The sequence below is a fragment of the Streptomyces sp. PKU-EA00015 genome, assembly GCF_013387495.1.
Classification (GTDB): Bacteria; Actinomycetota; Actinomycetes; order Streptomycetales; family Streptomycetaceae; genus Streptomyces.
This window is the reverse complement of record NZ_JABZEE010000098.1, coordinates 1-12071: the sequence shown is the minus strand read 5'-3', so window position 1 is coordinate 12071 and position 12071 is coordinate 1. Positions and strand designations below refer to the sequence as shown.

Below are 12071 nucleotides of genomic sequence, written 5' to 3'. Positions count from 1 at the left end.
ACTGATCCAAACGAAACTGCCTAGGTGGGGTGAGGGCGTGTCCTAGGCGCAGGCGGCCGCGGTTGACGGGTCGTTGGGGCTGCCGAGCTGTGTCATCGGGATGCGGTCCGGCATCGTGGCCTCCACCTGCGCGGGCCACTTGTCGACTTCGACCAGCCAGGCGTCCGCACATCCTTGGCCTTGGCCCGCTTCTTCCTGGAGCCGCCTCGGCAAGGTGGCTGGTTGAGGCAACCGAGCCTGACCGGCGATCGAGCCTCCGTCAGGTCCTCCCTCAGCTGGTGCGCCTCCTCCGCACGGCGGAGACGGTCCGCCGCAGCGGACGAGGCGCGGCGGCCATGTCCAGAGCCAGCATGTACGTCATGACGACAGCGACCTCTCCCGTCCCCGCCGCCGCACCTGCGCCCGCGCCCATCTGGGCGCGCCGCGCCGCCCACGCAATCGCGCTGTGTGCAGTCCCGTCCGGCCTGTGGCGCATCGCCATGGCATCCGGTGTCTATGTGGGCTACAGCGACCAGGTGCTGCGCAACATCTACGACATCCCGGGCTGGGGCATCGCATACGTCATAGGTCTGTCCGTTCTCGCCGAGTTGGCTGCTCTGCTTCCACTGCTGCTGGTCAGCGACCGGTGGCAGCCGCTGCGACCCCGTGCCCTCGCCGCGCTTGCCTGGACCGCCTCGGCCGTCCTGGTCCTTGTGGCACTGTGGCAACTTGTGGTCGCTCTCACCATCGAGAGCCAGACGTACCTGTCGAGCGGTACGACCCAGATGATCTGTGGTGCCGCTTTCGCTCCGCTGTTCGCCATCCCAGCACTGATGACGGCGGTGACCTGGTCGTACGCAAAGCGGCACCGGGGACGAGGGCAGGCTGCCTGATTCCGGCCGCTCCATCACCTCGATCGCCAAGCTCCTCGGTGTCTCCCCAGGCACACCCTCTACAACCACATCCCCGACCTGAGAGAGCTGCGGGCCGGCGCCGTCCCCCGTGAGCTCGGAGCTCGTACAAGGTAGGCGAACCCCAGCAAGATCGTTCTCGTCGGGGATTTTCTGTACCTCAACTACTCATCCGGAGTCTCCCACTGCCCCCTGGCCACCCCCCATCTGCACCCCTGAGCGCCGTACGCCCAGCGCTCGCAGACCAGGGTTAGGCGCTCGGACACCTCCGCCACCCTCGCCCAGAAACCCGCGTCCGCGACGGCGTCGACGGGGTCCGAGACCTCTATGGGTTCAGGAGCCGCGTGTCGCCACAGGAACGTCACGCCCTCACCATGGAATCCCGCCAGATCGGCGGCCACCGCTGGTGTGGTGTAGAGGTGTACCGCTCCGTCCCATCCCGACTCGATCTGAAGTCTCCCGGGTGCGGCGAGCTGACAATACGGCCCGCGCCCGGCTGCCATTCCCTCGGCGAGACCTATCGCTTGCGGCGGCCGGACCTCCGCACCATTGCGCAGGCCGCGGTGCTCTTCGGGAAGGGGCTCGCTCACCAGCAGCCCGCTCACCTCCAGGAGGTCTGCGCCACTCTTCTCAATCGCGGCTCCGAGCACCTCGCGAAGCTCCGCCGCGTACGCGCTCCAGGCAGCGGCTTCCGCCAGCTCCTCTCGCACGCGCTCGCTGCGGGGGCCGATGATCAGCTCTTTGCTCATTTCGCCAGCCACTTGAGTCCTCGCAGCGCTCCGTTCGGCCCGATGCCCAATCGTACGTTCCGTCTCGGACCGAGCTGCCCCCAACGACGGCCGGGCAGCGAAGGCGAGTTTCCGTGGCCGCCGCTACCTTGCACCCTGGGTCAGGGATAGGAGACCGGGGCCGACTACGGAGACGGCGACGGGGACTACGACGAGGACGAGGCGATGCCCTGGTGACCGTGATCGTCCTCACCAACTGCCCCGCCGAACTGCGCGGCTTCCTCACACGCTGGCTACTCGAGATCTCCGCAGAGGCCTGCGCTGCGGTCCTGCCGCGGCTGGAGGCCATCCTCGAACACTGGTCGAGCCAGGAGCCTTGCGATGAGGGCATGCAAAGACACATCCAGGACGCCCAGTGCCTATCAGCCGTGCTGCGCATCTGTATCGAGAAGAACGTCGATCTCCTCTTCGGATGACGAGGCCCCCCCAGGACGTCCAGCCGCGGGTGCCAGGGCCTGTCTGACGGGTCAGGCCCGGGTGCCTGTCTAACAGGGCTTCGGGCTTGCGCTTTCCGTTGCGGCAACTTCTACGGTCGTGTGTGTGGCCGGAGAGACCGGCCCGGCGAGGGAGGCACCGGCAATGGCCTGGTCGATCGCGGAGGTGGCGCGGATGTCCAAGGTGACATCGCGGACGCTGCGGCATTACGACGAGATCGGTCTGCTGCCGCCCGCATGGATCGGGAGCAACGGGCACCGCTACTACGAGGAGGCCGATCTGCTGCGGTTGCAGCAGATCCTGCTGATGCGGGAGCTGGACCTGGGCCTGCGCGAGATCCAGGCGGTCCTGGACAGCCGGCTCGACCAGGTGGCCGTGCTCCGTGAGCACCACCAACGGCTGCTCACGGAACGGGACCGGCTGGAGACGCTGGCCCGTACGGTCGGCCGCACCATCGCCGAACTGGAAGAAGGTAAGGGCAAGGGCCATATGACGAAGATCAACAAGCCGGAGAACCTGTTCGAGGGGTTCCAGGCCCCCTCCCAGGCCGAGGCCGAGGTACGGGAGCGGTGGCCGCAGGCGTGGGAGCAGTCCCGGCAGGCCGTCGAGGCGATGACCTCCGAGGACACGGAGCGCTGGCAGCGTGAGGTGACGGCGCAGATGATCCGTATGGCGGAGTTCATGGTGGCCGGCACGCCGGTGTCCGACCCTGCGGTACAGGCCGAGGTGGACGCCAACTACCAGGGCATCTGCCGGTTCTGGACCCCGACCGCGGCCGCGTACAAGGGAGTGGGCCAGACCTATGTCGACGACCCGCAGATGCGGGCCAACTTCGACAAGATCGCCGACGGTCTCGCCGTCTACCAGCGCGATGCGATGACCGTGTACGCCGATGCCCGGTTGAGCTGACCGCACGCGCCTAAGAGTTGTTCGGCGGGTCATGAGCGCAGCCAGAGGCGAATGGCTGCGACGGTCACGGTGCCGTGGAAGATGTATGCCCTCTTGTCGAATCGGGTGGCGACGGCACGGAAGCCCTTGAGGGCGTTGATCGTTCGCTCGACTTCATTCCTGCGCTTGTAGAGCGACTTGTCGAAGCCGGTGGGCCGACCGCCCCGGCTGCCACGGTGCTGCCTGTTGGCCCGCTGGTTCCTCGGTTCGGGGATGGTGTGCTTGATCCGGCGCCTGCGCAGGTACCGGCGGTTACGACGGGATGAGTACGCCTTGTCGCCGCTGAGGTGATCAGGCCGGGTGCGCGGGTGACCGCCACCCGGCCGTCGTACGCGAACACGCTCAAGGACCGGGATCAACTGAGGTGCGTCGCCCCACTGCCCTGGCGTGATCAGCACCGCCAGGGGCCGACAGCCGCCGTCTGCGGCGAGATGAATTTTCGTGGTCAGACCTCCCCTGGACCGGCCGAGAGCCTCGTCGGGGCGATGCTGAGCGGGCAGGATCCGTTTCCTTGGAATTCGCGGCGGACGCCTTCGAGCCCCGGCGTGGCTTCGTTCATCTCCAGGAACAGCGATTGTCGACCGGTTCTGGAGTCGGTTGTCGATCAGCCGGCTCGCGAATGTCGAAGAGAAATGACGGCACTGCCGAGTGAGTGAGGGGAACGCGGGACGGCCAGCCGCCCGTCAGGGCGGCTGGCCGTCGAGGCATGTAGCAGCAGAAGCGATACGTATGTGGCGGACGCGGTGCTATGAGACCAACAGAGCCAGCGCTTCCTTCGCGTTGTGCTCGGCGATTTCCTGCATCACCGTGCGGTGCGGGAAGTTGCCGTCGAGCAGGCGAAGGGGGCCAGCCACCAGTGAGAGACGCATCGCGAGCATGTAGAGGTCGAGCCGTGCCGAATCGAGTCCGGGGCGGGACAAGGCTGGGTACTGGTCGCCGAAACGAAGCTGCAGGAACACGTGCTCCCACTCGACATCGAGAAACATCAAGCCCTCGATGTCGATGAGGACGGGGTGGCCGGAGGCATCGACCAGGACGTGGTCGGGCCCGAGTTCGCCGTGGATCAGTCCGTGCTGCGTGCGCGGAGCCACTCGTGTGGCCAGCTCCTGCAAGCGATTATGCAAAGAAGCCGCGGCTGACCCGATCGTGGGGTCACGTTCGGCCGCCTCAGCGAGATCCTCGATGGCACGTTCGAGCACCAGTTGCTCGCATGAATTGCCACTCGCTTTGTCGCCCCGTTCGAGCACGTCCACCCTGCCGTAGTGCTGACTGTGCTGCCGGTGCATCACGTCGAGCATTGCGGCCAGCTCACTCAAGGCATTTGATGCGCGTGCGGGATCCGTCTTCAGGAGCGCTTCCAAAGTGCCGCCGGCAACGTCCTCGACAACTGCCACATCCGCCGGGTAGCGGTGTCGGCTGTCGTCAGCGAGAAGCACCCCTGGAACCCTGACTCCAAGGCCGTCCAGTCTCCGCTGAGCGGACAGGAAAGGGGCCAGCCCGGAGGCGGGAGCGAAACGGGTGGGCCGCGTCGATGGCTTCCGCAGCCGGCCAGAAGTTCTCAGCCTCGGCCCAGCTGTAGACGATCACACTCGCTGCACGTGTCCCGCTCGTGTGAACCCGGTAGACCCCCTTCTTGCTCCCGCCGCGCAACCGGTCCACTCCGACAACGTGGGCCTCCGCCCCCAGTGCCTCATGCACGATCCCTGACAAGGCTTCACTATCCGTGAACTGGCACATTCGTTGACCCTATCCCCGGCCCGGGTGCGTTGGCCCGAGTTGCGCACCTCCAGTCATGCCGCCGACATCGCCAACGACCAGGCGCCGGAGCGCCGCCCGGTGTCCCGCACGGATCCGGACTCGGAGTCCACCGGTGGGTCGTCGAGCGCACGATGTGCGCCACGAGGCGCTCTGTTTGTATCCCCAGCTCAGCTGGGAGGAACTCGGAAGGAGGTTCCTGGGCCCGATGGCTTACCTGGATCCGAAAGGTGAAGGGGACAAAAGCATGTCAGAAAACCAGTGACCGGGCTCAGTTGTCGGAGACGGTGTGCTGGGTGGCCCGCGCGATATGGCGAAGACTGGATTGTTTGAAGCCCAATCTCCAGAAGATGCAAGTTCCCATCCGCCGGAAAGACATCTGAAACCGGTGCCGTGCTCTGCTCTGGCTTCGATTGTGCGGCCGGAGCAACTTCCGGAGCGCGGGGCGATGTCCAGCGAGGACATTCAAGGAGATGAGTGGGACGCCTGTGTCGCGCTAGAACGTACAAACAGGGACGAACGTGGGATCGCCTAAGGGATGAGAGTCCTATGGCGACGGAGGCCCCGTAGTAGTCGCCGGAGTCACGACCGGCCAGGGAGGACGGGAAAGCCGTCCACGTCGGGCGAAGGGGGCCAGGTGATTCGGACACTCGAACCCGGGAGGTATGCGGAATGCAGAGAGCCAAAACGGTGCTGGGTGTCCTGCGTGAACGCGGCAGGCGTGGCCTGCCGTGTGATGAGCTGTATCGGCAACTGTTCAACCCGCAGTTGTATCTGCTGGCCTACGGGCGCATCTACGCCAACCATGGTGCGATGACGCCCGGGGTCACGTCGGAAACCGTGGACGGCATGTCGCAGCGGAAGATCGACCGGATCATCGAAGCAATGCGCCACGAGCGTTACCGCTTCCGTCCGGTCCGGCGTGTCCACATCCCGAAGAAGAACGGGAAGACGCGCCCGCTGGGTCTGCCGACCTGGTCGGACAAGCTCGTCGGTGAAGTGGTCCGCCTGTTATTGGAGGCGTATTACGAGCCGACGTTCTCCGACCGGTCTCATGGGTTCCGTCCCCGCCGGGGCTGCCACACCGCGCTGCGGGAGGTGGACCACACCTGGACCGGGACGTCCTGGTTCATCGAAGGGGACATCGCCGACTGCTTCGGCAGCCTGGACCACGAGGTCCTGCTGTCGATTCTCGGTGAAAAGATCCATGACCAGCGGTTTTTGCGGCTGGTGCGCAACATGCTGACAGCCGGATACCTGGAGGACTGGAAGTGGGGCGCCACACTCTCCGGAGCGCCGCAAGGTGGAGTGGCCTCCCCGGTCCTGTCCAACATCTATCTGCACAAGCTGGATGAGTTTGTTGAGACAGTTCTGATGCCGGAGTACACCCGAGGAGATCGCCGGGACCGCAACCCGGCTTACCTGGAGTTGCAGAATCTGCTGGCGAAAGCGCGCCGGCGCGGCGACCGGGTTCAGGCCCGTGCGTTGCGTCAGCGCATGGTCAGTCTGCCGAGCGCGGATCCCAGCGATCCGGGATATCGCAGGCTGCGTTACATACGCTATGCGGACGATCATCTCCTCGGTTTCACCGGACCGAAATCCGAGGCCGAGCAGATCAAACAGCGCCTGGCCCAGTTCCTACGTGATGAACTTAAGCTGGAACTGTCCCAGGAAAAGACGCTGATCACTCACGCCCGCACCCGGGCAGCGAAGTTCCTCGGCTACGAGATCACGACCCAGCACAACGACACGAAGAAAACCGGCCGTTACCGTCGGGTCAACGGCCAGATCGCACTCCGTGTCCCACGGGACGTGATCAAAGCCAAGTGCGCCCCCTATCTCGACCGCGGAAAACCCGCGAAGAAGACGGCTCTGATCAACAGCAGCGATCATGCGATCGTGGCGACGTTCGGGACTGTCTATCGGGGCGTTGTCCAGTACTACCTGCTTGCCGGAGACGTCTTCCGGCTGCACCGGCTGCAATGGGTCATGGAGACGTCCATGCTCAAAACTCTTGCGGCCAAGCACCGCTCGTCAGTGTCGAAGATGGCCGCCAAGCACAAGACCAGAATCGACACACCCGGCGGTCCCCGAGTCTGTTTCGAGGCCCGTATCGAGCGGAAGAACAGGAAACCACTGGTGGCACGGTTCGGCGGGATTCCCCTCCAAAGGCAGCGGGCGACAGAACTTGCCGACCGTGAGCCGGTCCGGGTGGACTATCCGCAAAAGGAACTCATCGCGAGACTTCTCGCGGATACCTGCGAGATCTGCGGCAGCAAAGGCAACGTGCAAGTGCACCATGTCCGCGCCCTCGCCGACCTCGCACACGCCGGATGGCAGCCTTCCGACTGGGCGCGCGTCATGCTCCAACGGCGCCGCAAAACGGTCGTGGCCTGCGATACCTGCCACGACCGCATCCACTCAGAACGGCCAGCCAGACCACTCACGCAGTAGTCACTGGAGAGCCGGATGACCGGGAAACCGTCATGTCCGGTTCGGCGGGAGGCCGCGCGGAACAGGACTCGCCCTCACAGCGAGCACCTCGCCGCGCGGCCGACCCAACCGCCTGGCTGCACGGCTTCCGAGACTGCGCGTCCGCTGGGAACGGCGGGACGACACCCACGAAGCCTTCCTCGGCCTCGCCACCTGCCTCATCACCCACCGGCACGTCCAACGCCTTCGTTAGGGACCCCCTTACTGCCGCAGCGTTGGCGGTTGGCCCGCTGGTTCTTCGGCTCGGGGCTGGGGCGTTGTGCGTCCATCCAAGAGCCTTCGGTACGACACCTTCAGTTGCCTTTCGGGAATTAGCTTCTCTGCAAAACGGCGAGCCGTCGCAACCGAACGGAGGGAACCACGTGACGTTAACGGGGGAGAGGGGCAGCTCCATGCCGCTCAGCGGCCGTCGGCATTCCTGAGCATGTCGCTCGACCACGTGGATGGCCCAGGGGGTCCTGGAGCGGGAGTCACCGGCCCCGGAGCGCAGCCGAGACTCAAGGTCACGGCGTCCGTGCTCAAGGAACGGGCGGGCAAGGCCGAGGGGGTGCGTAGCCAGTTCCTCAAGGCGGACGACGAAGTGATGCTTTCCAGCAGATCGGCGTGAACTTCGGCACGGAGGTCACCAAGGGGCTCGCCACGTCCGACTGGGAGGGCGAGGCCGCCGACGCGGCAGCGCAGAAATTCCGCAAGGTCCAGGAACAGATCCAGGCGGCAGCGGACGAGTCCCGCCGGGTGCACAATGTCATGCGGCAGGGCCTCGAGGACTTCAGAGCGGCGAGGAAGGCACTCGAGGACATCGAAACGGAACTCGAAGGCCACCCGCACCTCAGGCTGAACAAGCACGACGGCTCCGTCTACCTCGACCTGACCACCGCCGAGGACGACAACGTCGCCGCGCTCAACAAGACCTACCAGGAAACCTTCGCGTACTACCGGGACCGTACGAACAGCGCGATCGAACGGGCCGAGCAGGCGGACAGCGCCTTGGCCCACGCCCTGACCACGGACGTCAACGGCGCGGACCGCGGCTTCAACGACAAGGCGTACGACACCCTGGCCCAGGCCCGCGCCGAGTCCGCCAAGGACCTCAAGGCGGCCCTCGATCTCGCCGGGCTCGAGCAGGGAACGATGACCTCCGACCAGCTGAGCCGGCTGGCCCTCGTGATGGCCCGGCACAGCCAGGATCCGGAATTCGCCGAGCAGTTCGCCACCAGGCTGGGGCCGGAGAAGACCCTCAAGCTCTGGTACAACGCGACCCACCCGCACAACGTCCTCCACCCGGACACGGACATCGACGAGAAGGTCTGGTGGAAGTCCGCCAAGAGCCTTCAGGAGAGCCTCGGGACCACCCTGGCCACCGCCTCGCATTCCGACAGTCCCGAGATGCGGGCCTGGAAGGACGAGATCATCCGCACCGGTTCGGAGCGGCTGAACACCGGGGGCACCACCCACCCGTACGGCTTCCAGGTCATGAGCAATCTCATGCGCTCCGGCACGTACGACGCCCGCTTCCTCAACAGCTATGGCGACAAGCTCCTTGCCTGGGACGAGAAGAACAACACCAAGGACGGCTTCGCCTACTGGTCCAACACCGCCGACGTCGACTCGCTCAACCTGATCGGCCGACGGGACGACAACGGCCAGGATCCAGTGACCGGCTTCCTCGAGGGACTGGGCCACAACCCGAAGGCCGCCACCGAGTTCTTCGAGCCGCCCGCGGGCACCGGCTCGGCATCCGACGTCAACTCCCACCTGGAGTACCTCACCCAGGAACGCAACTGGATCTTCGACGGAAACACCGCCGGCACCCCGCGCGACCTGCCGGGCCACGAGGCGCTCGGGCATGCGCTGACGGCGGCGACGACCGGCTACGCCTGGGACGAGGAGGAGCTGCTGGGCAAGGACCCGGAGATCTTCGGCGACGGCGGCGGCCGGAGGACGGCGGCCACGGCGGACGTGATGGAACAGGTGGTCGGCATCTACGGCGGCGAGGAAGGCCCCGAACTCCTCCACGACCAGCCGGGTATGGCTGCCGCCCTTGGCGCCATGGGCGGGGCCTACGTGGACGATCTCAACTTCGCAGTGTCGGGCACGGGCGGGCACATCGCGAACGACGAGGCCTTTCCCGCCGCGTACAGGGGCCGCGCCGAATTCGGCCGCACCGGTGCCATCGACTTCCTCAGCGTCCTGGGCCAGAACGAGGTTTCGCACGGCATCATGAACCAGGCCGAACACCTGTACACCCTCGACCGGTTCGCGCAGCACCCGCCGTCCGAGTCGGCGGACAACTACGCCAACGGGCGAAGGGCGCTCCTGACCGAGGCGGAGGTCCGTGGCATCCTCGACCACTCCCGTGCCGCGCAGATCGAGGCGACCTACGCCCACGACAGCACGAAGGCACAGCAGGCCTTCCAGGACTCGTCCAACTGGACGCGGGTCGGCTACAGCGGCGCCGCACCGGCACTGAGCGCCGGAATCATCAGTGGCGTGGGCAAGGCGGGCCCCTGGGGAATGATCGTCCCCATTGTCATGGGCGCCGGCACCGAGTTCGCGAAGGTGTTCCACAACGACGCCGTGTTCGGTGGCCCGGAGCTGCCCGCACCTGTGGACACCCGCGAGTTCTTCATACGCGGCGAGGAAAGTCTGGGCGCGACGGCGGCACAGTACCTTGAGGGGCACAGCAGTGAAGCAGACGCGACAGGAAATCTCTCCGATGATCTCAAGAACAACTACGGCACCGGGGCGCAGGAAGGCGCTCAGCGAGGCCGCAAGCCGTACACCGGATGAGAGCAGTGGCGTCGTGCGAACGGACGGTGTGCTGTGGGGTCGCCGGACCTCCATCGCCCTGCTGCTGTGCACGGCGATGGCCCTGACGTCCTGCTCGAGCGAGAAAAAGGAGGCGGACGGCGTACCTGCGGCAAAGCTGTGTGACTCGTCGCTCACCTCCGACGCCGCAGACGCCCTCGAGAAGATCAGCTCGGGCGGCAGGTACCGGGAGACAGCCCTCTCCTTGGACAAGGCGGCCGTCAGACTGCGCGACAGCGGTGACACCAGTACGTCCCGCAGCACCGTATGCACCGTGTACACCTCGAAGGAGGGCACAGAAGTCCGGCTCTTCCAGATCGAGTTCGTGCGCCCCGACGCGGGGGCTGAGTGGCCGCCGGAGTTGGATCCGGACGATTCCTATTATTCGTCGGGAATCTACGCCGAGAGCAGCACCGAGGATGCGTTCATCGCCTTCCCCTGCACTGCGGGCCTTCGGAAGCACGGCCCTCCGGTGGTGGCCGGAGTTCTCGTTCCGGACAGCGGGAACGTTGCCCAGAAGCTGCTGGACGCCGAGCGGAGGCACGCCTACATGGTGATGCTGCATTCCGCATCGCGAGCGCTGGCCGACAAGCTCGGCTGCCTGGCCGAGGCCGGGCTCCCGGTGAAGCTCCCGGAGGCCTCGCCCCATACCGACTACCGGAAGCCGCCCTCGCTGAAGACGCTCGAGAAGGAGTTCGTCGCAGGCCGGGCACCGGACGCACGGAAGTCGAAGGGATCCGCCTAGGCCCTCCCTGCCCGGGCAGGGACTGCGGGGGACAGGCAGCGGCTGGAAGAGCGAGGCAGCAGCTTGTTCGGGGAGCCCGTACGCGGGTCCATGACCTGCCGCTCGTCCCGTTGTTCACCAGTGCGTCCCTGGCCTGCGCCGGGGTTGACGCCGGATGGGTTGCCGGATAGAGCGCCGCGACGACCTGCCGTTTGCGGCGTGGCCATCGACGTGCCGGTCGGCCACGGCCTGTTCCCACACCGAGTCGGGGACGGGGCGCCGGACTCACTCCAATCGAGCAGTGGAAGGTGACGCGGGTCGGCAACCCGCCCAGGCTGGCCACGTCGCGTGAGTACGGCCGTGGGCCGGCGACCACGGTTGGCCGGGAGCGGGCATATGAGCGGGGGTCTGACGGCCGCCGGCACAAGGTCGAGACGTTCCGCTTTCGACTCGCGGGAGATGAGGAATCCCGTGCGGGGCGCGTCCTCGGCGCGGGAGGGACATGGCGCGGAGTGATGTTCGAGCGGTAACCGGCCTGCGGGTTACGGTGCCGGGCGTGCCGCTGGGTTCTGACCTGCAGGGTTCAGGGATCGCGGCGAAGTGGAGTCCGGCCTGGTAGGCGATGGCGAGTTTTCCGGTTCGCATCACGCCACTGGTCGGGGCCGGCCGCGCTGCTTGTGGGCCTCGCTGAGGAAGCCTGGCGGTCTGCCGCCGGATCGGCCCTGCAGCAGACGGTGGCAGAACTGGTCCGCGGGCTGCGGACTGACGGCCCGAATGCCACGCCGCCGGATATGCCCACGGATCGCGCGAGACGAGTACGCGCGATGACCGCCGGTCGGCTTCTCGGCCGCCCCATTCCGCTTCGCGGACGCAGAATCCTGGCCATGAGCCTCGATGGCCGGCGCGTCACTCGCCTGGCCTGCGGTGACATGGACGCCCGCGACCGCGACCGTGCAGAACCCCATCTGTCTCCCACAACCGAGGTCACGTTCTCCGTTGGGCAGGCGGCATCCGGTCCGATGTCCGGATGCGGGGCTGATCTCGCGGCGCGCCAGGCGGGTCCAGCGTCACCAAGAAGCTTGAGTTACTCAACCTTTGATTTTCACCATTATTGCCATAACCTTGTCGGGTGGAGCTTGCAGAGGCGGCACCCGGCGCCGAGCTCATGTCATCGGGCTTCCTTGCCGGTGGCCCGGCGCATACCTCCATCGAAGGTCAAAAGCCCTCCTC

8 protein-coding genes and 3 pseudogenes are annotated in these 12071 nt (G+C 66.2%); 7 read left to right on the top strand and 4 right to left on the bottom strand.

The genetic code is table 11. The features are described from left to right. The first annotated feature begins 350 nt into the window (after positions 1 to 350). A complete protein-coding gene (locus HW130_RS34585; protein WP_177153733.1) occupies positions 351 to 872 on the top strand; it encodes a hypothetical protein in 522 nt (173 codons plus the stop codon). A gap of 182 nt (positions 873 to 1054) precedes the next feature. Here the strand turns inward: HW130_RS34585 and HW130_RS34580 are convergent, their stop codons facing one another. After that, the gene (locus HW130_RS34580; protein ID WP_177153732.1) at positions 1055 to 1639 is read right to left on the bottom strand and encodes a hypothetical protein; all 585 of its coding nucleotides are present in this window, start codon (positions 1637 to 1639) and stop codon (positions 1055 to 1057) included. A gap of 212 nt (positions 1640 to 1851) precedes the next feature. Between HW130_RS34580 and HW130_RS34575 the strand changes: the two are divergent. Together HW130_RS34575 and HW130_RS34570 are read left to right on the top strand one after the other, a co-directional pair. Then, positions 1852 to 1929, top strand: a pseudogene (locus HW130_RS34575) (type I-E CRISPR-associated endoribonuclease Cas2); the annotation flags it as partial. A gap of 328 nt (positions 1930 to 2257) precedes the next feature. Next, on the top strand, positions 2258 to 3022 hold the full coding sequence (locus HW130_RS34570; RefSeq protein ID WP_177153731.1) for a MerR family transcriptional regulator: 765 nt from the start codon (positions 2258 to 2260) through the stop codon (positions 3020 to 3022). 29 nt (positions 3023 to 3051) lie between these two features. On the opposite strand, the gene HW130_RS34565 is transcribed toward HW130_RS34570, so the two are convergent. Together HW130_RS34565 and HW130_RS34560 are read right to left on the bottom strand one after the other, a co-directional pair. Then, positions 3052 to 3666, bottom strand: a complete 615-nt coding sequence (locus HW130_RS34565; protein ID WP_375256614.1) for an IS5 family transposase — start codon at positions 3664 to 3666, stop codon at positions 3052 to 3054. Positions 3667 to 3807: 141 nt separating this feature from the next. After that, the gene (locus HW130_RS34560) at positions 3808 to 4527 is read right to left on the bottom strand and encodes a phosphotransferase family protein (protein WP_256356522.1); all 720 of its coding nucleotides are present in this window, start codon (positions 4525 to 4527) and stop codon (positions 3808 to 3810) included. 961 nt (positions 4528 to 5488) lie between these two features. Here HW130_RS34560 and HW130_RS34555 point away from each other — a divergent pair. The 4 genes and pseudogenes from HW130_RS34555 (at position 5489) to HW130_RS34540 (ending at position 10862) form a co-directional block, all read left to right on the top strand. Continuing rightward, positions 5489 to 7270, top strand: coding sequence for a reverse transcriptase/maturase family protein (locus HW130_RS34555; protein WP_177153730.1), 1782 nt, complete (start codon positions 5489 to 5491; stop codon positions 7268 to 7270). A 110-nt stretch (positions 7271 to 7380) separates the two neighbouring features. Beyond that, a pseudogene (locus tag HW130_RS34550) lies at positions 7381 to 7502 on the top strand (IS5/IS1182 family transposase); the annotation flags it as partial. A gap of 410 nt (positions 7503 to 7912) precedes the next feature. Further along, complete coding sequence (locus HW130_RS34545) at positions 7913 to 10099, top strand: DUF6571 family protein (protein WP_177153729.1); 2187 nt, start codon at positions 7913 to 7915, stop codon at positions 10097 to 10099. A gap of 13 nt (positions 10100 to 10112) precedes the next feature. Continuing rightward, positions 10113 to 10862, top strand: a complete 750-nt coding sequence (locus HW130_RS34540; protein ID WP_177153728.1) for a hypothetical protein — start codon at positions 10113 to 10115, stop codon at positions 10860 to 10862. Positions 10863 to 11429: 567 nt separating this feature from the next. On the opposite strand, the pseudogene HW130_RS36510 reads toward HW130_RS34540, so the two are convergent. After that, a pseudogene (locus HW130_RS36510) lies at positions 11430 to 11776 on the bottom strand (IS5/IS1182 family transposase); the annotation flags it as partial. Positions 11777 to 12071 lie beyond the last annotated feature (295 nt).

Bases quoted from the DNA above. Each gene is read 5' to 3' on its own strand.
- HW130_RS34585 (WP_177153733.1), top strand. From the start codon at position 351: ATGTACGTCATGACGACAGCGACCTCTCCCGTCCCCGCCGCCGCACCT.
- HW130_RS34555 (WP_177153730.1), top strand. From the start codon at position 5,489: ATGCAGAGAGCCAAAACGGTGCTGGGTGTCCTGCGTGAACGCGGCAGG.
- HW130_RS34580 (WP_177153732.1), bottom strand. From the start codon at position 1,639: ATGAGCAAAGAGCTGATCATCGGCCCCCGCAGCGAGCGCGTGCGAGAG.
- HW130_RS34570 (WP_177153731.1), top strand. From the start codon at position 2,258: ATGGCCTGGTCGATCGCGGAGGTGGCGCGGATGTCCAAGGTGACATCG.